Here is a 21,687-nt window from a genome sequence, read left to right on the forward strand (position 1 = left end):
AATTCCGCGCGCACGCGCCCCCCTGCCGCCGCTTTTGACAACCGACTGCCCAGGGCCTATCCCTTTTCCCCTGAAAAGGAGACAGCGATGCCAGAGCATTCCAAAACCGGCACGATGATCCCGGCGAACACGTTCGCGCTGACCGTCGCGCCCGACGGGACTCGCGAAATCCTCATGCCCGACGCCAACCCCGAGGACGAGATGCCCGCGGCGGTCGCCGCCCTGACGGCGGTGTTCATCCGCATGGAAACCGACCCGCATTTCATCCGCGACCAGATCGCCTGGCTCGACGCGCGCCCCAACGCCTGACCGCCCCGCCCCGGAAGGAGCTTTGATGACCCAACTCAGGACCACCGCCGCCCAGATGGTCGCCGACGCCCGCGCCCGCATCGACGAAGTCGAGACCCCCGACCTCATCGCGGCGCTGGACGACCCGGACGTCGTCATCGTCGATATCCGCGACGTGCGAGAACGCCAGCGCAGCGGCTTCATTCCCGGCAGCGTCCACGCGCCGCGCGGGATGCTCGAATTCTGGGTCGATCCCGACAGCCCCTATCACCGCGATGTCTTCGCCCAGCCGGGCAAGCGCTACGTGCTGCACTGCGCCTCCGGCTGGCGCTCGGCACTGGCCACCGCCACGCTTCAGGACATGGGGTTTGAGGCCGCGCACCTGCGCGAAGGCTTCTCCACCTGGGCCGACCAGGGCGGCCCGGTCGAATTCCCCGAAGACAGCAAGGACTGAGCTACCAGGGCCGCAGCACGATCTTCGGCGCGGCCACCTTGCCCGCCCGCAGGTCGGCAAACGCCGCGGCACCCTCGTCCAGGCTCCGCGTCTCGAACCACTCCAGCCGCCCCAGCCGCCCGTCGAACAGCGCCTGCGCCGTGTCACGGAAATCCTGGTCCGTATAGGTATAGGTCCCGATGAACGTGATCTCCTGCAATGTCATCCGCCGGACATCGAGACCGCCCATATCCTCGCCCAGCCCCACATGCACGATCACCCCGCCCGGCAGCGCCCGCGCCGACGCCACCTTGCGCGTCGCGGCATAGCCGACGGCATCCACCACGATATCGAACAGGCCGTCGGCCTCGGCCACGACATGATCCCTGCACACACCGGCCAGGAAATCCCGCCGCGCCGCGTTCGGCTCCACCACCGTCACGCCCGTCACCCCCATCGCCGTCAAGGCCAGCGCCGCGGCCAGCCCGATGGCCCCGCCGCCCAGCACCAGGGCCCGGTCGGGGCCCGGAACAACCTGCAACGCCAGCCTGACCGCGTGCCAACTCACCGCCAGGGGCTCCGCCAGCGCGGCGCGGTCCAGCGGCACGCCGTCCGGCACTGTGACAAGGTTGCGCTCCGGCATCGCCACGAACTGCGCGAACGCGCCGTCCCTCGGCGGCATCGAGATGATCTGCCGCGCCTCGCACAGGTTCTCGCGCCCCGCCATGCAGGCGGCGCAGTCCCCGCAGGTCACCAGCGGATTGATCGTGACCCGCCGTCCCTCGTCGGGTCCATCCACGATCACCCCCGCCGCCTCGTGCCCCAGGATCAGCGGCGCGGGCCGCCTGTCGTCATGGCCCAGGTAGGCATGCATGTCCGAGCCGCAGATCCCCACCGCCTCGATCCGTATCAGGTGCTCGCCCGCGCCGGCCACCGGCTCCGGCACCTCCCGAAACCCCAGCCGCTCGGGCGCGTCATAGATCAATGCCTTCATTTCGCAGTAAACCCCCCGTCCACCATCAGCACCTGCCCGGTAACATATGCACTTGCATCCGAACACAGGAACAGGACCGGCCCGTCGATATCCTCCAGCCGCCCGTTGCGCCCGATACAAGTCTGCGCCGCGTTCCGCGCCGCCCGCGCCTCGTCGCCAAAGACGGCCTGCGTCAGCTCGGTCGGGAAAAATCCCGGCCCGATGGCATTCGCCGTGATGCCAAAGCCCGACCACGCCTCGGCCATCGCCCGCGTCAATTGCGCGATTCCACCCTTCGTCGCACCATAGGCGATACCGCCGGGAAAAGCCCGCGTCGTCTGCAACGAGGCGAAATTCACGATCCGGCCCCAACCTTTCTCCTTCATCGCCGGCACCAGGGCCCGGCTCAGGAAAAACGGCGCGCTCAGGTTCAGCGCCAGCGTCGCGTCCCAGCCCTCGGGCGTCACGTCATCCGCCGCTTCCCGCGTGTTCACCCCCGCCGCGTGCACCACGATATCCGGCGCCCCGAACGGCGCGGACATCTGCGCGACCAACTCGGGCAACCCATCGCGCTCCGCCACGTCGCCCACGACATAGGCCGCAGCACCTCCCACGCGACCGGCCCACTCAGCCAAGGGCGCCTCTCGCCGCGCCACACCCACGACCTTCGCGCCAGCGGCGGCCAGCACCTCCGCCGCCCGTTGCCCCAGCCCCGAGCTGGCCCCGGTGACGCACGCCACCCGCCCGCTCAGATCGAACAGGCGGGACGGGTCAGCCATCCGCGCTCAGGTCGAAATTCTCGCCGGGGAAATACTTGGCCAGCCGCGCATCCGCCGCGCGCGCGTGCCCTTCCATCCCCTCCAGCCGCGAGATCCGCGCGGTGGCCTGCGCCACGGGCTTGGAGCCTTCCCGCGTCGCCCGCTGCCACGTCACGATCTTCATGTACTTGTGCACGCTGAGGCCCCCGGTATACCGCGCCGCCCCCGAGGTCGGCAGCACGTGGTTCGTCCCCGCCGCCTTGTCGCCGTAGCTCACCGTGGTCTCCTCGCCCAGGAACAGCGAGCCGTAACAGGTCAGCCGTTCCAGCCACCAGTCCAGGTCCCCGGCCTGCACCGTCAGGTGCTCGGGCGCGTATTCGTCCGAACAGGCCGCCATCTCCTCGCGGTCGGCGCAGACGATCACCTCGGCATAGTCGCGCCACGCCGCCGTGGCGTTCTCGCAATTCACCGCCGGCAGGTCGTCGATCAACTTCGGCACCATCTCCATCACCGCCTCGGCCAGCGCCCGGTCATCGGTCACCAGCCACACCGGGCTGTTATACCCGTGCTCCGCCTGGCTGACCAAATCCGTCGCCACGATATGCGGGTCGGCGGTCTTGTCCGCCAATATCAGGCTGTCCGTCGGCCCCGCGATCATGTCGATCCCCACGCGGCCAAAGAGGATCCGCTTGGCCTCGGCCACGAACTGGTTGCCCGGCCCCACCAGGATATTCGCCGGCGGCAGGCCGAACAGACCAAAGGTCATCGCCGCCACCCCCTGCACGCCGCCCATCGCCATGATCCTGTCCGCCCCGCAGATATGCGCGGCATAGATGATCGCCGGGGCCACGCCCACGCCGGGGCGCGGCGGGCTGCACGCGGTGATATGCTTGCACCCGGCGACCTTGGCGGTGGTCACCGTCATGATGGCGCTGGCGATATGGCTGTAGCGCCCGCCCGGCACATAGCAGCCGGCGGCATCCACCGGGATCGCCCTCTGCCCGGCCACGAGGCCCGGCACCACCTCCAGTTCCACATCCGCCACAGTGGCCTTCTGCCGCTCGGCAAACCGCCGCACGTTGTCATGGGCGAACGCGATGTCCTGCTTCAGCTTTTCCGGCACCAGCGCACAGGCCGCCTCGATCTCGGCCTCCGACAGCAGGATGCTGCCCTCGTACTGGTCGAACTTGCGTGCGTATTCCAGCGCGGCGGCGTCACCGCCCGTCTCGATGGCGTCCAGGATGCCCTGCACCGTGGCATGCACATCCGATGCCCCCGAGCGCGAGGTCAGTTTCGCCTTCTTCAGATAGTCCCGCGCCATGCCCGGTGCCCCTCCTTCAAATCAGTTCTTCCAACTGCCGCGCCGCTTCCCGCAGGCGCGGCAGGTATTCCTCCAGGTCCGGCAGGTGGCACCGCTGGGTCGGCGAATGCAGCGACAGCGTCGTCACCAGCCGGTTCTGGTCGTCCCGTATCGGCACCGCCACGGCGGTCATGTCGTCCATGAACTCCTCGTTGTCGGTCGAGTAGTTCCGCTCGCGGATCCGCGCCAGCTCGGCCATCAGCGCGTCGGGGTCGGTCAGCGACCGCCCGGTCCGGCGCGGCATCTCCAGGTTCTGCAACAGCCGCGCCAGCTTGTCGGTGCGCAGCGACGACAGGTACATCTTGCCGCTGGCGGTGCAGTTGAACGGCACCTGCGTGCCCACCGGCAGCTGGATGCGCAGCGGCCAATGGGTCTCGACCCGGTCCAGGTACACCATCCCGTAGCGCCCGGGGGCCGCCAGGTTGCAGGTCTCGCCCACATCCTCGGCCAGGGCCTTCATGATCATCAGCCGCTCGGTGCGGATGCGCTGCGACGACAGCGTGTTGATCGACAGCGTCCGCAGCCGCTTGCCCGGCCCGAACGACCGCCCGTCCACATCGCGCTGCAAAAACCCTTCCGCCTCGGCGGTGGCCAGCAGCCGATGCACCGTCGGCTTCGGCAGGCCCAGCGCCGCCACAAGCGTCGCCGGCGCCACCGGCACCCCCGCCTTCGCCACCTCTTCCAGCAGCACCAGCAGGCGCAGGTTGGTGGGGATCAGGTATTTTCCGTCCTTGGACTGGTCGTCGGGCATGTCACGTCTTTCCTACCTGTTCGGCAACAGTGCCAAGGCCAGGTCGGGCACCAGCGAGACAAGAACCCACACGCTGATCAAGGCAATGAGATACGGCACAGTATACTTCAGCAGCCTGAAGTATGGCACCCCCGTCACCCCCGAGGCCACATAAAGGTTAAGCCCATAGGGCGGCGTGATGAACCCGATCGAGGCGCCCACCAGGAAGATCACCGAGAAATGCACCGGATCGACTCCCACGCCGGCCGCGATCGGCGCAAGGATGGGCGCGAGGATGATCGTCACCGGCAGCGATTCCAGGATCATGCCCGAAAAGAACACGATCAGCATCGCGGTGAACAGCACCGGATAATAGCCCCCCATCGAGGTCAGGAAATCCCCGATCACCGCCTGCGCGCCCAGCAGCGACAGGATCTGCTGCATCACCACCGAGATGGCAATCAGCGGCGCCAGGATGCCCGTGATCTGCGCCGAGCGCATCACGATGCCGGGGATCTCGGGGATGGTGAAGCCTTCGACCACCAGCATCGACAGGTACGATTTTTCGTTCCACGGCTTCGTGCCGTCGACGTGGAACATGCGGCTCACCACCCAGCTCAGCAGGCCCGCGATGATGCAGAACCCCACCGTCACGCCCGCCGCCTCGGTCGGGGAAAACTTGCCGGTATAGATGCCCCACAGCACCAGCCCGATGGCGAAGAACCCCAGCCAGGCCCCGAACGCGGTTTTCAGAACCCGGTTCAGTTGTAGCGGGATGAGGTACCCCCAGCCGTTCATCCGGCAGATGATCCAGCAGGCGAACTGCATGCCGATGACCATCAGCGCCCCGGGCAGGATCCCCGCCACGAACAGGTCCGAAATCGGCAGGTTCATCAAAAACCCGTAAACGATGAAGATGATCGAGGGCGGGATGATGATCCCCACCGTGCCGCCCGCCGCCGCCGTGGCCGCACTGAACCGCTCGTCATAGCCGCCCTTAACCATCTCGGGATGCAGCATCGAACCGATGGTGGCCGTGGTGGCCGAGTTCGACCCCGAAATGGCCGCGAACAATCCGCAGGCCCCAAGGCTCGCCATGGCAAGGCCTCCCCGCAGCCACCCCAGGCAGGCATAGGCGAAATCGGACAATCGTCGCGCGATCCCCGACTTGTTGATCAAATCGCCCGTCAGGATGAAGAGCGGCATCGCCAGCAGGGCGAACCCCTTGTTGAACACGTTCAGCAGTTCCGCGCCCAGGTTGTCCAGCGTCAGGTCCAGCACGAAACTGCACCCGATCACCCAATAGGCGATCACCAGGAACACCGGCACGCCGAGCATGAACAGGAACGTCACGCCCAGTGAAATCAGCGTAATGAGGGTCCCGTCGGTCATCACACATCCCCCCCGATCACGGCCTGCTTGATCAGCGGCCGCCCCGAGCGCCAGTTGGAAATATCCTCGAAAAGGTTCTGGAACGTCCGCGCCGCCATCAGAAGGAACGCGATGGGCGCGGTGATCAGGAACCACCATTGCAGCGTGTTGTCCGTGCCCAGCACGATCTGGAAATTCGACGCCGACAGCGCGGCGGCCCGCGCCGTGGTGACCATCACGATGACGGCGAAGACGAACCACAGAACCGCGTCCAGCATCAGGCAGGCGAACTGCCCCGCGCGCGGCATCCGGCTGCGGAACTCCGCAAAGCTCAGATGGGTGCGCAGGGCCACGTTATACGTCGCCCCGAACCACGCCATGATCATGAACAGCAAGGGCGGGATCGTCGTCGACCACGGCAGCTGGCTGGAAAAGACGAAACGGTCGATCACGCCCCAGAAGATGATCAGCGCCACCGCAAGATAGGCCACCACCATGATCGTGCGCTCCAGGTGCCGCTCGACGAAGGGCAGCGCGCGGTACATCGCCGCCAGCGCCAGCCCGCCCACCAGCGCCACGACCGTGCCCAGGTACCAAGCGGCATTCGATTGCAGCGATTCCCGGATCATCCAGGCGTCATTCGAGGCGACGGCCGAAAAAATCTCTCCCACGTCGGTCATGATCGACATGGCATCCTCCCGTTGTCGTTGCGCCGGCGTGCGCCGCCGGTCTCGGACTGGTTGCTACCGGCCCCCATATGAAGGGGCCGGCACCATGATGTCTATGAAAGTGTCAGCCCTTCCACCAGCGCCGCGGCTCGACATTCTCGGCCAGCGTCACGTCATGCTCGCGCACGGTGTCATAGATTTCCTGGTAGGTATCCAGACCGCCCGACCACTGGTTCAGCCGCTCGCGCCACTGTTCCCACAGCTGCGGCTGGAACTCGGGGCTGCACATTTCCTCGGCCTTCTTGATCTCCTCGTCCGGCAACGCCGCGACCCGCACGTTGTTCTGTGCAAAGATCGTATCGGGCCCCTGGTGCGGATGGCTGAAGCCCACCGTGTTGACCAGCGCGGCCTCGTTCGCCGCCTGCACGTAGGATTGTGCGTAATAGGCCGATTCCATCACCGCGTCCTGCAACGCGCCGTCCAGGCCGTCGAAGACAGACGCGCTCATCGCCGTGTGCTCGGTCCCGCAGAAGAACTTCAGATCCACGCACTGGCTCACCACCGGCGACATGTTGGCATAGGCCACGGCAGAGGCCCAGGTTTCCGCCCCGTCGATCAGGCCCTGCTTCAGACCGTCGAGGGTCTCTTCCCACGCGATCGGCACCGGGTTCAGGTTCAGCGCCTCCATCGCGATCCGCCCCAGCTGCGTGCCGGTGACACGGTTCTTGGTGCCGAACAGCTCCTCCAGCTTGGTCACCGTCGGCTTGTCCTCCCACGACAGGCCCAGCTGGATACCGCGCAGCTCCGCGTGGCTGAACAGGAACTTCAGCCCGTGCCGCTTCTCCAGCGGGTCGCGCAGGATTTCCACGCTCTTGGGATGATACAGGAAGTAATACTGGTCCGCCCGGCTGCGGAACATGTAGGCATAGTCCAGCACGTTCAGATAAGGCGCACCCCCGGCCGAGTTCTGGGTCGAGGCCGCGTACATGTCCGTGATGCCCTGCTGCGTTTTCTCCACGCAGGACAACTGGTTGCAGATCTGGTTGTTGCCGATGAACTCGATCCGGATCTCCCCGTCCGTCCGAGCCTCCAGGTCGCGGGCAAAGTCCAGCACGCCCGCCCGTTCGATCAGCAGGTTCTGCGGGTTGAACCCCGCCGCCCCCAGTTTCAGCGTGTGCTTCGCCTCCTTCGAGAATCGCTTCTCATAGGTCGATTCCGCCGCACGCGCCAGGTTCGCCGCCGTCATTGCACCACCAAAGGCCCCCGCCGCCATGAGCGTCGAGCTCATGCCGTAAGTGCCTGCTATCTTGAAAAAATCCCGGCGCGAAACGCCCTTCACTCGATCATAAATTGCCATTTAATCCTCCCATTTTGACAACTTTTGAGACGTAACGTTTCAAAAAAGACTAGAATAGCTTTTCCGTTCTGCATAGACTTTTTTTGAGAAGCGGGAGGAAAACTGGTGGATACCGATTACGTGATCGTCGGCGCGGGCTCTGCGGGCTGCGTCGTGGCCAACCGGCTCAGCAAGGACTCCAAGGTGCGCGTCACCCTGCTTGAGGCAGGTCCGCCCGACCGCAATCCGTGGATCCACATCCCGGTCGGCTACTTCAAGACGATGCACAATCCCACCGTCGACTGGTGCTACAAGACCGAACCCGACCCCGGCCTCAACGGCCGCGCCATCGACTGGCCGCGCGGCAAGGTGCTGGGCGGGTCCTCCTCGCTCAACGGGCTTCTCTACGTGCGCGGCCAGCCGCAGGATTACGACCGCTGGCGCCAGATGGGCAACGCGGGCTGGGGCTGGGACGACGTGCTGCCCCTCTTCAAACGGGCCGAGAACAACGAGCGCGGCGCCGACGCCTACCACGGCGACGCCGGGCCTTTGTCGGTCTCCAACATGCGCATCCAGCGCCCGATCTGCGACGCCTGGGTCGCCGCCGCCCAGACCGCAGGCTACCCCTTCAACCCCGATTACAACGGCGAGGATCAAGAGGGTGTGGGCTATTTCCAGCTCACCACCCGCAACGGCCGCCGCTGCAGCGCCGCCGTGGCCTACCTGCGCCCCATCCGCGACCGCAAGAACCTCAGGATCGTCACAAACGCCCAGGTCACCCGCGTGCTGATGGACGGCAAGCGCGTCACCGGCGTCGAATACCGCGACAAGCGCGGCCAGCTTCAGACCATCGGCGCGAACCGAGAAGTGATCCTCTCGGGCGGCGCCATCAACAGCCCGCAGATCCTCATGCTCTCGGGCCTCGGCGACCCCGAGCACCTCCGGCAGAACGGCATCACCCCGCACCACGCCCTGCCCGGCGTAGGCCGCAACCTGCAGGACCACCTGCAGGCGCGGCTGGTCTTCAAATGCAACGAACCCACCCTGAACGACGAGGTCCGCAGCCTCGCCTCCCAGGCCCGCATCGCGCTCAAATACGCGCTCTTCCGCGCCGGTCCGATGACCATGGCCGCCAGCCTCGCCACCGGCTTTCTCAAGACCCGCCCCGACGTCGAAACCCCCGACATCCAGTTCCACGTCCAGCCCTGGTCCGCCGACAGCCCCGGCGCGGGCGTGCACCCGTTCTCGGCCTTCACCATGTCGGTCTGCCAGCTGCGCCCCGAAAGCCGGGGCGAGATCCGCCTGGATGGCCCCGATCCCAGGACCTATCCCAGGATCCACCCGCATTACCTCTCGACCGATCTCGACTGCCGCACCCTCACCGAAGGCGTCAAGATCGCGCGCCGCATCGCCCGCCACGCGCCCTTGTCCACCAAGATCGCCGAGGAATTCCGCCCCACCGCCGATCTGCCGATGGACGACGATGCCGCCACGCTCGACTGGGCGCGCAACCACTCGGTCTCGATCTACCACCCCACCGGCACCTGCAAGATGGGCGACGACCCGCAGGCCGTGGTCGACGCCCGCCTGCGCGTGCATGGGCTCACGGGCCTGCGCGTGGCCGATTGCTCGATCATGCCGGAAATCGTCTCGGGCAACACCAACGCCCCCGCCATCATGATCGGCGAGAAATGCGCCGACCTGGTGCTGCAGGACGCCTGACCCGGGACCTCAACCCCGGGGTGTCTCAAAGCCCACGCTTTGCGGAAAACCCCACCGCCACGCACCGGGTTTGAAAGACGCCCCGTCCGGCCTATGCTATCACCCTGACATGGCAGAGAAGAAATCCCGACTGGACTACTGGCGCGAGACCCGTTTCCTCGGGATCGTCTCGGATATCGGCAGTTTCCTCTACTACACGATGCGCCGCTTCGTCAGCGACGGCCTGGGCCAGGCCGCCGGCGCGCTGACCTACTCCACCCTGCTGGCCCTCGTGCCGCTTCTGGTCATCGCCTTCGCCGTGCTTTCGGGCTTCCCCGCCTTCGACCCGGTCAAGATCCGGATGCAGGAAATGTTCTTCGGCATCCTCATCCCCGAGGTCGGCTCGGACGTGCGCACCTACATCTCGGATTTCACCAGCAACGCCAGCGACCTGACCGTCGCCGGCATCATCGCGCTCCCGGTCACGGCGGTGCTTCTGCTGTCGACCATCGAGGCCACGCTGAACCAGGTCTGGCGCGTCTCCCGGCCCCGGCCGCTGGTGGTCCGCCTGCTGACCTTCTGGGCGGTGCTGACGATGGGCCCGCTGCTGATCGGGGCCAGCTTCACCCTGACCACCGACATGATGCGCCCGCTCCAGGACTGGGCACGGGACGCAGGCTACATCCCCGCCGTCCAGCTCAGGGCCGACTGGCCGCGCAAGGTGCTGGCGCTGGTCAACACCACGATCGTCTTCACCCTGCTCTACTGCGTGGTGCCCGCAGTGCAGGTGCGCATCCGCAATGCCGTCATCGGCGGCGCCTTCGCCGCCGTGGCCTTCCAGGTGCTGCAATGGGGGTTCAACACCTTCGTCACCTCCTCCTCGACCTATTCCACCGTCTACGGCGCGGTCGCCATCTTTCCGATCTTCCTGCTCTGGGTCTACTCGTCCTGGACGGTGATCATCCTCGGCGCCCTGCTGGCCGCCTCCTTCCCCGACTGGTGGCGCCGGCGCGACGCGCTCTCGGGCGAGGAACTCAGCCCCGCCGAAACGCTCGAAGTGGCGGTGGCCCTTCTGGCGGCATTGGCGCGCAAGGCGCCCGAGGGCAAGTCCCTGCCCCCCGACGACCTGGCCGAGGCCGTGCCGGTCCTGGCCCGCGATTCCGTGCTCCAGGCCCTGCTCGACGCCAATTACATCGTCGAAACCGAGGACGCCAAGCTGTGCCTCGCACGCGATCTGCACCGCGTCAGCGTGGCCGAACTGGCCCACGACATCGGCCTCACCCTTGGCGGCGTCCGGGACCTCTCCGGCCGCCCCTCGCTGTCCCAGGTGATCGAGTCGACCGGCACCCTGCCCGACCTGCTGGCCCGCCTGCGCAAGGCCGAGGACGACATTCTCGACCAGCCCATCGCCTCCGTCATCGCCGGTCGCGACCCCGACACCGACAACACCTCCGGCGCAATCAAGCTCTACTGATGTCGGCGTAGGGTGGGGTTCCACCCCACCAAACCCCACCCGTCCCGGACTCGATCCGGGACCTCGACCACCCACGTCCCGCGCCTACCCCTTGGGCCGCTTGACCTTCATCCGTTCCATGTCGTCCGTGATCGGAATGAACTCGTCCGTATCTCCCGGCGGCAGCCTGAACGGCCCGCCCTCCCAATCGGCGGCCTTCCACGCCTTTTTCGCCGCCTCGATCTTCTCGACGTCCGACGACACGAAATTCCACCAGATATACCTTGGCCCGTTGAACGTCTCGCCGCCCAGCGCCATCACCCGCGCGCCCTGCGGCCCGGCCTTGACGCTCATCCGGTCGCCGGGGCGGAACACCATCATCCGCCCCGCCTCGAACACCTCGCCCGCGATTTCCACGCTGCCTTGCGTGACATACAGCCCCCGGTCCTCGTGGTCGTCCGGCAAGGGAAAACTCGCCCCCGGCGCCAGCACCGCATCGGCATAGAAGATCTCGGATTGCATCGTCACCGGGCTTGTCTCGCCCCAGCCCGTGCCCAGGATCAGCCGCACCTCCGCCCCGCCATCGTTCAGGACCGGCAGCGCCGCCTCCTTGTGGTGCTCGAAATCCGGCGCCATGTCCTCGCGGTCCTCGGGCAGCGCGATCCACGTCTGCACACCAAAGAGGTTGTGCCGCGTGCCCCGCGTCTCTTCGCTGGTGCGCTCGGAATGCGTGACACCCTGCCCCGCCAGCATCCAGTTCACCTCGCCGGGATAGATCATCTGGTGCGTGCCCAGGCTGTCGCGATGCTCGAACTCGCCCTGGTACAGATACGTCACTGTCCCCAGCCCGATATGCGGATGCGGCCGCACGTCGATGCCGCCTTCGGTGATGAACTCCGCCGGCCCCATCTGGTCGAAAAAGATGAACGGGCCGACCATCTGCCGCTCGGGGCTGGGCAGCGCGCGGCGCACCTCGAACCCGCCCAGGTCCCGCGCCCGCGGGATGATCAGCGTCTCTATGCCGTCCAGGCCCCCGGCATCGGGGCAATCGGGGTTCTGCGTCGGGTTCCAGCTCATCTCGCTCTCCTTGTCTCAGGTCAAATGGCGCGCCAGCGCCTGCACTTCCTCGGGCCGTATCTCGTGCCCGCCGTCATGGATCACCGTCTCGACGTCCGCGCCCTGCGCCGCCAGCCACTCGATCAGCCGCGCACTCAGCGGCCACGGACAGATCGGATCCCGCCGCCCCGCCGTGACAAGCACATGTCGCCCGTCCAGCCCCTGCACATCCTCCGGCCCCCACGGGATCAGCGGGTGCATCAGCCCCACCCGGTCGAACAGGTCCGGCCGCGCCATCATCACCGAGGCCAGTATATTCGCCCCGTTGGAATAGCCGAAGCCATATGTTTCCACGCCCGGATGCGCCTCTTTATGCGCCTCCACGAAGCGCACCATCGCCTGCGTGCGCCGCGCAAGGTCGTCCATGTCATAGACCCCCTCACCCGAGCGCCGGAAAAACCGCGCCGCGCCATGTTCCGACACGTCCCCCCGGGGCGCCACGATGCCCGCGCCGGGGTTCACCTGCCGCACAAGGTCGAAGAATTGAGTCTCGTCCCCGCCCGTGCCGTGAAAGGCAAAGACCAGCGGCGCGCCCGCATCGGGCGCCCGCGTTTTCGCATGGTACAAATCCAGCGCCATCGCCTCACTCCACCAGCTTCGGCAGATGCGCCTCGATCTTGGCGCGGTGCGGCTCGTAGCGGTCCGGCAGTTGCAGCGCCGAGCCCAGGTTCGCCGTATCCTCGTCCCGGTCGAATCCGGGCTCATTCGTGGCCACCTCGAACAGCACACCGCCCGGCGTGCGGAAATAGATCGACCAGAAATAGTCGCGGTCGATCACCGGCGTCACGTCGTACCCTGTGTCCACCAGCCGCTTGCGCACATCCAGCTGCGTCGCCCGGTCCTCGACCGAGAACGCGATGTGATGCACCGATCCCGCGCCCTGGTGGGCCGGTCTGGCACTCGGTGCCTCCTGCAGGTCGATCGTGTCGGCCGCATTGCCGCCCTCGACGACATAGCGCGTCAGGTCGCCCTGGGTGTCCATCTTCTGATACCCCATGAAGCGCAACAGCTCGCCCGTCGCATCCGCATCCCGCAGCGCAAACCGCGCGCCGTGAAACCCCAGGATCGCGGCAGTTTCCGGCACGTCCGCGCCCGTCCAGGGCGTCCGCCCGCGCACATCCGTCTCGACCAGCGCAAACCCGTCGCCATCCGGCCCGTCAAAGCCCAGCCGCTTCTCGCCAAAGGCCTCGTCCAGGGCCAGCCCGGTCACGCCCGCGGCGGCCAGCCGGTCTTTCCAATAGCCCAGCGCGCCATGCGGCACGGCGAACTCGGTCACGCCAACTTCGCCCACGCCCCGCGTGCCGCGCGGCATCTGGCCAAAGGGGAAGGTCGTCATCACCGCCCCCGGCGTGCCCACCTCGTCGCCGAAATAAAGGTGATACACCTCCGGCGCGTCGAAATTCACCGTGATCTTCACCCGGCGCAATCCCAGCACCCTGGTGAAGAACGCGTTGTTGTCATTCGCATCGCCCGCCATCGACGTCACGTGATGCAGGCCCTTGATCTCGGTAATCATCCTGTCGCCCTTTCGGTTGCGAAACTGTTACCGTGCAATCTGGGACAGATACGCCTCCAGGAGAATAGCAATAAACTTGCATAGACTATTGCGTTTGGTGCAATAATAACGCCATGCAGGATATCAAGCCGATCCGCGTCTTCCTCGAAGTGGCCGAACGGCGCAGCTTTGCCGCCGCCGCCCGCGCGCTCGACATGACCCCCTCCAGCGTCACCCGCATCGTCGCCCGGCTCGAAGACAGCCTTGGCCAGCAGCTTCTTCTGCGCACCACCCGCAAGGTCTCGCTCACCGATGCCGGCGCGGTGGTCGCCGCCCGCTATCGCCCGCTTCTGGCCGAGCTGGACGCCACCACCGACGCGCTGATGCACGCCGCCCATCCCGACGCGGGCCGCCTGCGCCTCAACGCGCCGATGTCGCTGGGCCTGCGCCTGATGCCGGGCCTGATCGCCGCCTTCCGCGATGCCTACCCCCGGGTCGATCTCAACGTCACCCTGACCGACCGTTTCGTCGACATCATCGAAGACCCCTATGACCTGTCGATCCGCATCTCCGGGCCTCCGTCCGACAAATCCACCATCTGGCGCAAGATCTGCGAGGTGCCCCGCCACGCCGTCGCCGCCCCGTCCCTATTCGCGGGCACCGCCGCGCCCACCGATCCCGCCGACCTCCCCCGCGACCTCTGCCTCTCCTACAGCGCCACCGCCACGCCCGAGACGTGGGAGTTCACCCGCGACGGTGCCAACCGCTCCGTCCAGGCGGGCAGCCGCCTCATCACCAACAACGGCGACCTGCTCTGCCAGCTGGCTCGCCTGGGCCAGGGCATCACCGTGCTGCCCGACTTCCTCGTGGCCGACGATCTGGCGGCGGGCGAGGTCACGGTCCTCGTACCCGACTGGCAGGTCAGCCCGCTCTGGCTCACGCTATTCTACCCGCCCTACGAGGCGTTTCCCCCGCTCGTGGCCACCTTCACCGCCTTCTTCGAGGACTACATCCGCCGCACCGCACCCGTCTTCTTCCGTTTCGGCTGACAGGTCGCTGCACAAAAATCCAGCAGTTCCGGCGCCTTAGCCAAATCCGCCTCCCCTCCGGCAACGCACTGTCTTGCCAGCTTCGCGCCCGCCTGCTTCTATGAAACGCCGGAGGTGAACATGTCATCAGACTCTTTCTTCGACGAAATGTGGGGCACGTCGCAAACCCTGCGCGACCCCTACGCCACGTTCCACCAGTGGTTCGACGCCGAGGACCCCGCCCGCCTGCGCGCCAAGCAGCGCGAAGCCGAGGACCTCTTCCGCCTGACCGGCATCACCTTCAACGTCTATGGCCGGGCCGAGGCCGAGGAACGGCTCATTCCCTTCGACATCATCCCGCGCATCCTGTCGGGCAACGAATGGTACAAGCTGTCGCGCGGCATCGAACAGCGCGTGCGCGCGATCAACGCCTTCCTGCACGACATCTACCACAAGCAGGAAATCGTGAAGGCCGGCCGCCTGCCCGCCGAGATGATCGCCCGAAACGAGGCCTTCCTGCCCCACATGATCGGGGTCGAACCGCCCGGCGGCGTCTACACCCATATCGTCGGCATCGACGTGGTCCGCACCGGCCCCGGCGAATTCTTCGTGCTCGAGGACAACGCCCGCACCCCCTCGGGCGTCAGCTACATGCTGGAAAACCGCGAAACCATGCTCCAGATGTTCCCGGAACTCTTTTCGCGCAACCGCGTCCAGCCGGTGCAGAACTACCCCACCAACCTGCGCCGGTCCCTGGCCGCCTGCGCACCTTCGGGCACCAAGGACGCGCCCGTGGTGGCCGTGCTGACCCCCGGCATCTACAATTCCGCCTATTTCGAACACGCCTTCCTGGCCGACCAGATGGGCGTCGAACTGGTCGAGGGCGGTGACCTGCGCGTCGTCGACGGCCGCGTGGCGATGCGCACCACCCGCGGCTACACCCCCATCGACGTGCTCTACCGCCGGGTGGACGACGACTTCCTCGATCCGCTCAATTTCAACCCCGACAGCCAGCTTGGCGTCGCGGGCATCATGGATGTCTACCGCGCCGGCGGCATCACCATCGCCAACGCGCCCGGCACCGGCATCGCCGACGACAAGGCGATCTATTCCTACATGCCCGATATCGTCGAGTTCTACACCGGCGAGCAGCCACTTCTGCCCAACGTGCCCACCTGGCGCTGTTCGGATGCCGACGACCTGGCCTACGTGCGCGAACACCTCGCCGAACTGGTGGTGAAAGAGGTGCACGGCTCGGGCGGCTACGGCATGCTCGTGGGCCCCGCCGCGTCGAAAAGGGAAATCGCCGATTTCGCCAAGAAACTCGACGCCAAGCCCTCGAACTACATCGCCCAGCCCACGCTCAGCCTGTCCACGGTGCCCACCTTCACCGCCAAGGGCCTCAGCCCCCGGCATGTCGACCTGCGCCCCTTCGTGCTGGTCAATCCCGACGGCATCCAGATCACCCCCGGCGGGCTCACGCGCGTGGCGCTCAAGAAAGGCTCTCTGGTTGTGAACTCGTCGCAGGGCGGCGGCACCAAGGACACCTGGGTGCTGGAGGACTGACGCGATGCTCGGTAAAACCGCAAACGGCCTCTTCTGGCTCTTCCGCTACCTCGAACGGGCCGAAAACACCGCCCGCCTGATCGAGACCGGCCAGCGCATCGCGCTGACCCGGCTGGGCGACAGCGCCGCGGAATGGCGCTCGGTGCTGCAATCCGCCGGCGTCTGGCCCGCCTTCGAGGCGGCGCGCGGCGAGGTCACCAAGGAGGCCGCGATCAACTGGCTCCTGCGCGACCGGGGCAACAGCTCGTCGGTCTATTCCTGCATCTGCGCCGCCCGCCAGAACGCGCGGCTCGTGCGCACTGCGCTGACCGGCGACATGTGGGAGGCGATCAACAGCGCCTACATGAACGCCCAGGAAAACCTCTCCCGCCAGGTGGCCGAACGCGACCTGCCCGGCTGCCTGCGCACCCTGCGCCAGAACACCTCGCTGGTGCGCGGCATGACCCACGGCACGATGCTGCGCGGCGAACGCTACGATTTCGCCCGGCTGGGCACCTTCCTGGAACGCGCCGACAACACCGCGCGCATCCTCGACGTGAAATACTACGTCCTGCTGCCCACGGCCCGCGCCGTGGGGTCTGCGCTCGACAACGTGCAATGGGAAACCATCCTGCGCTCGGTGGCCGCGCGCGGCGGCTTCCGCATGGAATACGGCGCCGATTCCGGCCCCCGCGAGATCACCCATTTCCTCATCCTCGACCAGCGCCTGCCGCGCAGCCTCGCCTTCTGCGCCGCCCAGCTTCAGGAAAACCTGCGCAGCCTCAACGCCGGCAACGCGCATCCGTCCGAGCCGATGCGGAAACTCGACTATCTCAACCGCAAGTATCTCGCGCACGAGGTCGAGGCGATCTTCGACTACGGCCTGCACGAATACATCACCGAGATCATCGGCCTCTTGGCCGAAATCGCCAACGAGATCGAGCGGGAGTACCGCTTCTATGAATGACCCCATGCACCTGCATATCAAACACGTGACCCGCTACCGCTTCTCCGGTCCCGTGGTCTATGGCCTGCAACAGCTGCGCAAGACCCCCAAGACCACCCGCGCCCAGCAGGTCGTCAACTGGACCACCGGCGTCGAGAACGGCCGCAAGGAGGTCGAGTTCCACGACCACCACAACAACGCCGTCGAACTCATCAGCTTCGACCGCGACACCACCGAGCTGACCGTCAGCAGCGAGGGCGAGGTGGTGATCGAAGACGTGAGCGGAGTCCTCGGCCGCCATATCGGCCCCGCCCCGCTCTGGCTCTACGCCCAGCAGACCCGGCGGACCGAGGCGAAATCCGGCGCCCGCGCCCTCATCCGCAAGGTCGACGAGCCCGACCCGCTCGACCGCCTGCACGCGCTCAGCAAGACGATCCGCGACAGCGTGGCGTTCCAGGTCGGCGCGTCCGAACCGGACTGGTCCGCCGAAGACGCGATCACCCACGGCAAGGGCGTCTGCCAGGACCACACCCACATCTTCTTGGCCTGCGCCCGCGCCATGGGCTTTCCCGCCCGTTACGTCTCGGGCTACCTCATGCTCGACGACCGCACCGCGCAGGACGCGATGCACGCCTGGGCCGAGGCGCATGTCGAGGCGCTGGGTTGGGTCGGCTTCGACATCTCCAACGGAATTTCGCCCGACACACGTTACGTCCGCGTTGCAACGGGCCTCGATTACGCGGATGCTGCGCCCATCACCGGCAGCAGAATCGGCGGCCCCGAGGAACAGCTCGAGGTCGCGATCGACGTCACCCAACAATAGCGAAGGACGGGCATGACATATTGCGTGGGAATGGTTCTCGACCGGGGCCTCGTTTTCATGTCAGACACCCGCACCAATGCCGGGCTCGACAATATCTCGACCTTCAAGAAGCTGACCACCTGGGAAAGCCCCGGCGACCGCGTCATCACGCTCCTCTCCGCCGGCAACCTCGCGACCACGCAGTCGGTGATCAGCCTGCTCGACGAGCGCTCCAAGTCCCCCGGTGACCGCACGCCCTCCCTGCTGGGCGTGCCCTCGCTCTTTCAGGCCGCGCGCATGGTGGCCGACACCCTGCGCGAGGTGATCGAGCGCACCGGCGACAGCGGCCAGCGCGCCGACGGCACCTTCAACGCCACGATCATGCTGGGCGGCCAGATCGCCGGCAGCCCGCCGCGCCTGTTCCTGATCTACCCCGAGGGCAACTTCATCGAGGCCGGCGACGACACCCCCTTCTTCCAGATGGGCGAAACAAAGTACGGCCGCCCCATCCTGGTGCGCGCCTTCGATCCCGACCTCAGCTTCGAGGCCGCGATGAAGCTCCTGCTGGTCAGCTTCGACTCCACGCTCAAGGCCAACCTGACCGTCGGCGCGCCGTTCGATTTCCACATCTACGAAACCGACAGCCTGACCATCGGCCAGACCGGCCGCATAGAGGCCGACAGCCCCTGGTTCGAGGCCGTCTCCAAGGGCTGGGGCGAGGCGCTGAAGAACGCCCTCGACAGCCTGCCCGACGTAGAGTTGTCCGAGCTCGGCTAGCCGCCTCGCGTAGGGTGGGTGAAAACCCACCGCCCCGGCCAATCCGGTTGAAACCCCCCGCATTAAATGCACATTCAGGGTCAACGACAGGAAAAGGACGACCCATATGCTGCCCGAGACGATGAAAACCGTGGAAATGCGCGAGCCCGGCAAACCCGACGTGCTGGAGGTGGGCGAACGCCCCGTCCCCACCCCCGCGCCGTCCGAAGTGCTCATCAAGGTCACCGCCACCGGCGTCAACGGCCCCGACCTCGTCCAGCGCCGGGGGCATTACCCGCCGCCCAAGGGCGCGTCCGACCTCCTGGGGCTCGAAGTCTCGGGCGAAGTGGCCGCCGTCGGCGACAGCGTCTCGGGCTGGGCCGTGGGCGACGCGATCTGCGGCCTGACCAACGGCGGCGGTTATGCCGAGTACGTGGCCGTCGACGCCACCCATTGCCTGCCCATCCCCAAGGGCATGGACACCACCGATGCGGCGGGCATCTGCGAAACCTACTTTACCGTCTGGTCCAACCTCTTTCTCGACAGGCCCCCGACCCCGAACGACCTCCTGCTCGTCCATGGCGGCGCGGGCGGGATCGGCTCCACCGCGATCCAGCTTGGCCGCGCCCTGGATTGCCGCGTCTTCACCACCTGCACCGGCAAGGATGACATCGACTATGTCACCAAACTTGGCGCCGAACGCGCCATCGACTTCAAGACCGAGGACTTCGTGCCGATCGTCCGCGAAGCGGGCGGCGCCAATCTCATCCTCGACATCATCGGCGGCGATTACGTGGCCCGCAACATCAAGGCCGCCCATGCCGACGCCCGTATCGTGCAGCTCGCCTTCAACGGCGGCTCGAAGATGGAAATCGACCTGATGCCGGTGATGCTCAAGCGGCTCACCTATACCGGCTCGACCCTGCGCTCGCGCCCCGACACGTTCAAGACCCGCGTGGCGCAGGATCTCCTGGAAAAAGTCTGGCCGCTTCTGGCCGAGGGCACGGTCGGCACCTACACCCACAAGGTCTTCCCGTTCGAGGAAGCGGCGGCGGCGCACGCCTTGATGGAATCCGCCACCCACCGCGGCAAGATCCTCCTGCGCCCCTGACGCCCGTCGCCCCTGAGTCGCGTCGGACCGGCCAGGACTTTTGCAGAAAAAGTCCTGGCAAACGTCTTCAAAAGACGTTTGTACCGCGCTCTTCGTCAATCCCGCCAGGCCGGAAAATCCGCACCGACGCGTTGCCTCCAGCGATACCGACGCGATACCGACGTCCCGTTTTCGACCGAAACGCCTCCGTTAACCTCAAGCGTTTCGCCTTTGACCCGAGGCGTCGGTCAAAGGCGAAATTGGATAATGCGCTGCGGTTCACGGGGCACATCTGGTTGAGGTTTGCCGCGTAAAACTTTGACCCTGAACGGAAAAGGGCAGCGCATGATCCGCGCCGCCCTTGACCTTCAACCACCGTTAACTCCCCGGTGATATCCCTTGCCTTACTCGCCGGTGATGGACGCGGCGCCGACCTTTTCGATCAGCTTTTCATGCGCGACCTTCTGGTTTTCGTGGAACGTGGCGAGGTCCTCGCCCTTCATCATCGTCTCGCAGGTCAGGCCGTCGGACTTGCAGAACGCCTGCCATTCCTCGCTGTCGAACAGCTCCTGGAACAGGTTGGTGTACCATTCCACCGCTTCCGGATCCATGTCCGGCGGGCCGTTCACGGAGCGTTGCATGTAGTACTCGATCTCCACGCCCAGCTCCTTGGCCGTCGGCACGTCCGGGAAGGCCGGCATCCGCTCGGCGGTGAACTGCACCAGCGGCTTGGTGTTGCCCGCGCGCCAGAATTCCATCTGCTCGGCGGGGTTGTTGACGGTGCTATCTATTTGATTACCAACAAGGTTCTTGGCCACCGTGCCGCCACCCGGGAACGGGATGTAGGTCACGTCATAGCCGAACTCGGCTTCCATCATCGCGGTCAGAACGCTGTCTTCCTGGCCCGATCCGGTGCCGCCGACCTTCCAGTCCTTGCCCGCTTCGGACACGACCGCGTTGAAGCTGTCGAGATCGGTGATGTCCTCGCGGTCCGTGTTGACCCACAACAGGAACGTGTCCATCGCCATCAGGCCGATCGGCGTGAACTCGGTCACGTCGACACCAAGGTCCTCCTGGATGATGGGCGTGGTGTAAAAGCTGTTCAGCGTCATCATGACGGTGTGGTTGTCACCCGCCTTGTCCTGCAGGTACCGCAGCGCCTCGGCGCCCGAACCGCCCGGCTTGTTGATCGGAATGAAGGGGCGCGGGCTCAGGTCCTTTTTCTGGATAAGGCCCTGCAGCAGCCGCGCGATCTGGTCCGCCCCACCGCCGGTGCCGGCCATGATGATGAACTCGACCGGCTTTTTCGGCTGCCATTCCGCCAGCGCAGCCGGGGCCGTCAATGCCAGTGCGGACGCACTCGCAACAAGTAGCTTAAAGGTATTCATGGTTATCCTCCCTGTTGGTTTCCGGTCTTGGCCGGACGTGAGCCGATCCTCCTAATCAGCTGGCGATGTATACAATAGTATTTAATTGCATACAGAAACCATTGCGTGAAATAAAATTTCGCACCACGGCAACAAATAACATGTCCGGACTCATTGCAAGGATTTCTTCGCCTCGCCGGCCCGACCGCCATGAGCATCGACAGAAATGGTATTATGGAAACCCGAAAAAACCTATTTTTTCGATACTTACGGAGACTTCTTCACGCAATGCGTCAAGAATTATCAAAAGGGCAGCCCGCCTGTCGGACCGCCCTTCCTGCCGCGGCCCTATTCCGCCGCGGTTTTCTGCGGGTCGCCCACGGCGCCGCTGTCAAGCACCGCCTGCAGGTCCTCGCCGTCGTAGCCCAGCACGTCGCGCAGGATCTCCACCGTGTGCTCGCCCAGAAGCGG

21 protein-coding genes are annotated in these 21,687 nt (G+C 66.0%); 10 read left to right on the plus strand and 11 right to left on the minus strand.

All coding sequences use genetic code 11. From position 1 onward, the window contains the following. Nucleotides 1-87: 87 nt before the first annotated feature. Both KUV49_RS16440 and KUV49_RS16445 read left to right on the plus strand, forming a co-directional pair. Nucleotides 88-309, plus strand: a complete 222-nt coding sequence (locus KUV49_RS16440; protein ID WP_222450886.1) for a hypothetical protein — start codon at nt 88-90, stop codon at nt 307-309. A 25-nt stretch (nt 310-334) separates the two neighbouring features. Next, nucleotides 335-742: a rhodanese-like domain-containing protein gene (locus KUV49_RS16445; RefSeq protein WP_222450887.1), complete on the plus strand. Its 408-nt coding sequence runs from the start codon at nt 335-337 to the stop codon at nt 740-742. 1 nt (nt 743) lies between these two features. On the opposite strand, the gene KUV49_RS16450 is transcribed toward KUV49_RS16445, so the two are convergent. The 7 genes from KUV49_RS16450 to KUV49_RS16480 all read right to left on the minus strand — a co-directional run bounded on the left by KUV49_RS16450 (nt 744) and on the right by KUV49_RS16480 (nt 7,938). Beyond that, a complete protein-coding gene (locus KUV49_RS16450; protein WP_222450888.1) occupies nt 744-1,715 on the minus strand; it encodes an alcohol dehydrogenase catalytic domain-containing protein in 972 nt (323 codons plus the stop codon). Next, on the minus strand, nt 1,712-2,473 hold the full coding sequence (locus tag KUV49_RS16455) for an SDR family NAD(P)-dependent oxidoreductase (RefSeq protein WP_222450889.1): 762 nt from the start codon (nt 2,471-2,473) through the stop codon (nt 1,712-1,714). Before KUV49_RS16455 ends, KUV49_RS16450 begins: the two co-directional genes overlap by 4 nt. After that, a complete protein-coding gene (gene hisD, locus KUV49_RS16460; RefSeq protein WP_222450890.1) occupies nt 2,466-3,773 on the minus strand; it encodes a histidinol dehydrogenase in 1,308 nt (435 codons plus the stop codon). Before hisD ends, KUV49_RS16455 begins: the two co-directional genes overlap by 8 nt. Before the next feature lie 16 nt (nt 3,774-3,789). Beyond that, complete coding sequence (locus KUV49_RS16465) at nt 3,790-4,563, minus strand: IclR family transcriptional regulator (RefSeq protein ID WP_222450891.1); 774 nt, start codon at nt 4,561-4,563, stop codon at nt 3,790-3,792. A gap of 12 nt (nt 4,564-4,575) precedes the next feature. Continuing rightward, entirely contained in the window at nt 4,576-5,934 is a 1,359-nt protein-coding gene (locus KUV49_RS16470) for a TRAP transporter large permease (RefSeq protein ID WP_222450892.1), read from the minus strand. Further along, nucleotides 5,934-6,602 (minus strand): TRAP transporter small permease, encoded by a 669-nt coding sequence (locus KUV49_RS16475; RefSeq protein WP_222450893.1) that lies wholly within the window; start codon nt 6,600-6,602, stop codon nt 5,934-5,936. Before KUV49_RS16475 ends, KUV49_RS16470 begins: the two co-directional genes overlap by 1 nt. A 103-nt stretch (nt 6,603-6,705) precedes the next feature. Continuing rightward, nucleotides 6,706-7,938, minus strand: a complete 1,233-nt coding sequence (locus KUV49_RS16480; RefSeq protein ID WP_222450894.1) for a TRAP transporter substrate-binding protein — start codon at nt 7,936-7,938, stop codon at nt 6,706-6,708. Between the two features lie 105 nt (nt 7,939-8,043). Between KUV49_RS16480 and KUV49_RS16485 the strand changes: the two genes are divergently transcribed. Further along, the gene (locus KUV49_RS16485) at nt 8,044-9,639 is read left to right on the plus strand and encodes a GMC family oxidoreductase (protein ID WP_222450895.1); all 1,596 of its coding nucleotides are present in this window, start codon (nt 8,044-8,046) and stop codon (nt 9,637-9,639) included. Nucleotides 9,640-9,748: 109 nt separating this feature from the next. Then, a complete protein-coding gene (locus tag KUV49_RS16490) occupies nt 9,749-11,092 on the plus strand; it encodes a YihY family inner membrane protein (RefSeq protein ID WP_222450896.1) in 1,344 nt (447 codons plus the stop codon). Between the two features lie 84 nt (nt 11,093-11,176). Here KUV49_RS16490 and KUV49_RS16495 read toward each other — a convergent pair whose 3' ends face one another. The 3 genes from KUV49_RS16495 to KUV49_RS16505 are packed head-to-tail and all read right to left on the minus strand — an operon-like array spanning nt 11,177 to nt 13,703. Then, nucleotides 11,177-12,148 carry a pirin family protein gene (locus tag KUV49_RS16495; protein WP_222450897.1) on the minus strand — a complete coding sequence of 324 codons (972 nt, stop codon included), beginning with the start codon at nt 12,146-12,148 and terminating at the stop codon, nt 11,177-11,179. Between the two features lie 15 nt (nt 12,149-12,163). Next, a complete protein-coding gene (locus KUV49_RS16500; RefSeq protein ID WP_222450898.1) occupies nt 12,164-12,766 on the minus strand; it encodes an alpha/beta hydrolase in 603 nt (200 codons plus the stop codon). Between the two features lie 4 nt (nt 12,767-12,770). Further along, nucleotides 12,771-13,703 (minus strand): ring-cleaving dioxygenase, encoded by a 933-nt coding sequence (locus tag KUV49_RS16505; RefSeq protein ID WP_222450899.1) that lies wholly within the window; start codon nt 13,701-13,703, stop codon nt 12,771-12,773. Nucleotides 13,704-13,816: 113 nt separating this feature from the next. Here KUV49_RS16505 and KUV49_RS16510 point away from each other — a divergent pair, with 113 nt between their 5' ends. The 6 genes from KUV49_RS16510 (at nt 13,817) to KUV49_RS16535 (ending at nt 19,870) form a co-directional block, all read left to right on the plus strand. Then, nucleotides 13,817-14,731 (plus strand): LysR family transcriptional regulator, encoded by a 915-nt coding sequence (locus tag KUV49_RS16510; protein ID WP_222450900.1) that lies wholly within the window; start codon nt 13,817-13,819, stop codon nt 14,729-14,731. A gap of 120 nt (nt 14,732-14,851) precedes the next feature. Continuing rightward, nucleotides 14,852-16,276, plus strand: coding sequence for a circularly permuted type 2 ATP-grasp protein (locus KUV49_RS16515; protein ID WP_222450901.1), 1,425 nt, complete (start codon nt 14,852-14,854; stop codon nt 16,274-16,276). Nucleotides 16,277-16,280: 4 nt separating this feature from the next. After that, nucleotides 16,281-17,222 (plus strand): alpha-E domain-containing protein, encoded by a 942-nt coding sequence (locus KUV49_RS16520; RefSeq protein WP_222450902.1) that lies wholly within the window; start codon nt 16,281-16,283, stop codon nt 17,220-17,222. A gap of 4 nt (nt 17,223-17,226) precedes the next feature. Beyond that, nucleotides 17,227-18,024 (plus strand): transglutaminase domain-containing protein, encoded by a 798-nt coding sequence (locus tag KUV49_RS16525; RefSeq protein ID WP_222451042.1) that lies wholly within the window; start codon nt 17,227-17,229, stop codon nt 18,022-18,024. A 12-nt stretch (nt 18,025-18,036) separates the two neighbouring features. Then, nucleotides 18,037-18,780: a proteasome-type protease gene (locus tag KUV49_RS16530; protein WP_222450903.1), complete on the plus strand. Its 744-nt coding sequence runs from the start codon at nt 18,037-18,039 to the stop codon at nt 18,778-18,780. 106 nt (nt 18,781-18,886) lie between these two features. After that, nucleotides 18,887-19,870, plus strand: coding sequence for an NAD(P)H-quinone oxidoreductase (locus tag KUV49_RS16535; protein WP_261391265.1), 984 nt, complete (start codon nt 18,887-18,889; stop codon nt 19,868-19,870). Between the two features lie 383 nt (nt 19,871-20,253). On the opposite strand, the gene KUV49_RS16540 is transcribed toward KUV49_RS16535, so the two are convergent. Continuing rightward, complete coding sequence (locus KUV49_RS16540) at nt 20,254-21,237, minus strand: Bug family tripartite tricarboxylate transporter substrate binding protein (RefSeq protein ID WP_222450904.1); 984 nt, start codon at nt 21,235-21,237, stop codon at nt 20,254-20,256. Nucleotides 21,238-21,687: the final 450 nt, after the last annotated feature.

The organism is Roseovarius atlanticus, assembly GCF_019802205.1.
GTDB classification, from domain to species: Bacteria; Pseudomonadota; Alphaproteobacteria; order Rhodobacterales; family Rhodobacteraceae; genus Roseovarius; species Roseovarius atlanticus_A.

Excerpts from the sequence above, each read along its gene's own strand:
- KUV49_RS16440 (WP_222450886.1), top strand. The coding sequence starts at position 88 with ATGCCAGAGCATTCCAAAACCGGCACGATGATCCCGGCGAACACGTTC.
- KUV49_RS16445 (WP_222450887.1), top strand. The coding sequence starts at position 335 with ATGACCCAACTCAGGACCACCGCCGCCCAGATGGTCGCCGACGCCCGC.
- KUV49_RS16450 (WP_222450888.1), bottom strand. The coding sequence starts at position 1,715 with ATGAAGGCATTGATCTATGACGCGCCCGAGCGGCTGGGGTTTCGGGAG.
- KUV49_RS16455 (WP_222450889.1), bottom strand. The coding sequence starts at position 2,473 with ATGGCTGACCCGTCCCGCCTGTTCGATCTGAGCGGGCGGGTGGCGTGC.
- hisD (WP_222450890.1), bottom strand. The coding sequence starts at position 3,773 with ATGGCGCGGGACTATCTGAAGAAGGCGAAACTGACCTCGCGCTCGGGG.
- KUV49_RS16465 (WP_222450891.1), bottom strand. The coding sequence starts at position 4,563 with ATGCCCGACGACCAGTCCAAGGACGGAAAATACCTGATCCCCACCAAC.
- KUV49_RS16470 (WP_222450892.1), bottom strand. The coding sequence starts at position 5,934 with ATGACCGACGGGACCCTCATTACGCTGATTTCACTGGGCGTGACGTTC.
- KUV49_RS16475 (WP_222450893.1), bottom strand. The coding sequence starts at position 6,602 with ATGTCGATCATGACCGACGTGGGAGAGATTTTTTCGGCCGTCGCCTCG.
- KUV49_RS16480 (WP_222450894.1), bottom strand. The coding sequence starts at position 7,938 with ATGGCAATTTATGATCGAGTGAAGGGCGTTTCGCGCCGGGATTTTTTC.
- KUV49_RS16490 (WP_222450896.1), top strand. The coding sequence starts at position 9,749 with ATGGCAGAGAAGAAATCCCGACTGGACTACTGGCGCGAGACCCGTTTC.
- KUV49_RS16495 (WP_222450897.1), bottom strand. The coding sequence starts at position 12,148 with ATGAGCTGGAACCCGACGCAGAACCCCGATTGCCCCGATGCCGGGGGC.
- KUV49_RS16500 (WP_222450898.1), bottom strand. The coding sequence starts at position 12,766 with ATGGCGCTGGATTTGTACCATGCGAAAACGCGGGCGCCCGATGCGGGC.
- KUV49_RS16505 (WP_222450899.1), bottom strand. The coding sequence starts at position 13,703 with ATGATTACCGAGATCAAGGGCCTGCATCACGTGACGTCGATGGCGGGC.
- KUV49_RS16510 (WP_222450900.1), top strand. The coding sequence starts at position 13,817 with ATGCAGGATATCAAGCCGATCCGCGTCTTCCTCGAAGTGGCCGAACGG.
- KUV49_RS16515 (WP_222450901.1), top strand. The coding sequence starts at position 14,852 with ATGTCATCAGACTCTTTCTTCGACGAAATGTGGGGCACGTCGCAAACC.
- KUV49_RS16520 (WP_222450902.1), top strand. The coding sequence starts at position 16,281 with ATGCTCGGTAAAACCGCAAACGGCCTCTTCTGGCTCTTCCGCTACCTC.
- KUV49_RS16525 (WP_222451042.1), top strand. The coding sequence starts at position 17,227 with ATGCACCTGCATATCAAACACGTGACCCGCTACCGCTTCTCCGGTCCC.
- KUV49_RS16530 (WP_222450903.1), top strand. The coding sequence starts at position 18,037 with ATGACATATTGCGTGGGAATGGTTCTCGACCGGGGCCTCGTTTTCATG.
- KUV49_RS16535 (WP_261391265.1), top strand. The coding sequence starts at position 18,887 with ATGCTGCCCGAGACGATGAAAACCGTGGAAATGCGCGAGCCCGGCAAA.
- KUV49_RS16540 (WP_222450904.1), bottom strand. The coding sequence starts at position 21,237 with ATGAATACCTTTAAGCTACTTGTTGCGAGTGCGTCCGCACTGGCATTG.